The following is a 1,888-nucleotide window of genomic DNA, read 5'->3' on the forward strand; positions in this document are numbered from 1 at the left end:
CTTTTAAGCTTGCTATGAGCCCTAAAGTCTTACTTTTATTTAAAATTATAAGAAATTAAATTTCAAAAAGATATAATCCAAGCATTCAAAATAAAGACGAAAGATTGCAATGAAAAAGAAGTATTTTTATAGCCAAATTTTTGGCAATATGGGTGTAAATTTAAGTGAACAAGTGGCATTAAATAAAGTTGGTAAGTTCTTTAAAAATTCTTGCCAAAACCATGCTAAATAAAGAGGATATAAGGAATTTACTAGCGCATAGATTTTGTAACGACATACATAAAAAAATTAGTGAAATTCCGACACCAAGTGCCTTAAAAGATATATACAAAGGTGCTAATCGCATAAAAGAAGCGATCGAGAAAAACGAGCGCATGGCCATTGTGGGTGATTATGATGTTGATGGTGTGGTTTCAAGTGTGATTTTGGCCGAGTTTTTTGATGATCTTGGCGTGAAAGACTACCTAGTAAAAATTCCAAATAGATTTAAAGATGGATATGGGCTAAATCCTGAGATAATAGACGAACTCTCGGCCGATGTAAGCTTGATTATCACCGTTGATAACGGTATCTCTGCAAACGATGCAGCCATTATCTGTAAAGAAAAAGGCATCGATCTTATCATCACAGATCATCACATGCCACCAGCTGTTCTCCCAGAAGCTTATGCGATCATTAATCCAAAACAAGAAGAATGTAACTTCCCAAATATCGAAATTTGTGGTGCTGAGGTTGCTTGGTATTTGGTTGGAGCGTTAAAGGATGTTTTTGGGCTAAATTACGATATGAGCAAATTTCTAGAGCTTTTAGCTATCGCGATAATCGCTGATATGATGGAGCTAAGAGATATGAATAGAATGCTTGTTCGTCTTGGTATTTGTAAGCTAAATGCGTCTAAGCGTTCCGCATTTCACGCTATAAAAGAGTTTTATGGTAAGGAAAAATTTGAGTGCGATGATATTAGCTTTCTTATAGCCCCACTTATAAATTCAGCTGGGCGTATGGACGATGCGATGAATTCATTTGACTTTTTACGTGCTAAAAGTATCGAGGAAGCTTACAACTACCTTGATACAATCATTGAATTTAACAACTCCAGAAAAGAGGAAGAGCGCCAACTCTTTGAATGTTCACTAAAGGACGTAAAAGAAGACGATGAAGTCATCATCACTTGGGGTGAGCAGTGGCACGAGGGTGTGATAGGCATCGTAGCTAGCCGCCTTGCAAAGCACTTTGCAAAGCCAGCTATCGTCTTTAGTATAGATAAAGGCCGTGCAAAAGGCAGCGCTAGAAGCATTGGTAAGCTTGATATCTTATCTCTTATAGCAAGCCACGAAAATTTACTAACAAGCTATGGCGGTCACAAAGGAGCGGCTGGACTTACGCTTGCGCCTGAAAATTTGGTGAAATTTAAAGAAGCGATAAATAAAAGTTGCTCATGCCTAAATATGCAAGAGTGCAAAAGCTCGGACGAGCTACTTGGCGATATAATGCCAAGCGAGATAGACTTTGAACTGCTTGAAATTTTAGAATTTTATGAGCCATATGGGCAGAAAAACCCTCGCCCAGTATTTAAGATAAAAAATGCTCTTGTTAAAAACGAAAGACTTATAGGAAGAGATCAAAATCACCTAAAGCTCATCTTGCAAAAGGATAATAAAACACTTGAGGCTCTATTTTTTAACTTTACAAGACATGCTAGAGTGGGCGAGATGATAGATATTATCTTTTGTATATCAAAAAATTCATTCCGCGGACTTGTTACCCCACAGCTACTCATAAAAGAAATTTTATAAATTTTATCTCGGTTTTATAATGCTAAATTTTAATAAAACCGAGATTGCTTCGGTTTTAATTCACCAAAATCGTTTCTTTATATATTTAATGC

At 36.4% G+C, this 1,888-nt stretch carries 2 protein-coding genes; both read left to right on the forward strand.

Features of this window, described 5'->3' with window-relative positions:
- Nucleotides 1-109 precede the first annotated feature (109 nt).
- Complete coding sequence (locus tag CVS92_RS09235; RefSeq protein WP_257638069.1) at nt 110-232, forward strand: hypothetical protein; 123 nt, start codon at nt 110-112, stop codon at nt 230-232.
- Entirely contained in the window at nt 222-1,796 is a 1,575-nt protein-coding gene (gene recJ / locus CVS92_RS08945) for a single-stranded-DNA-specific exonuclease RecJ (protein ID WP_107789224.1), read from the forward strand. Before CVS92_RS09235 ends, recJ begins: the two co-directional genes overlap by 11 nt.
- Nucleotides 1,797-1,888 lie beyond the last annotated feature (92 nt).

This window comes from Campylobacter concisus (assembly GCF_003048555.1).
Taxonomy (GTDB): Bacteria; Campylobacterota; Campylobacteria; order Campylobacterales; family Campylobacteraceae; genus Campylobacter_A; species Campylobacter_A concisus_AO.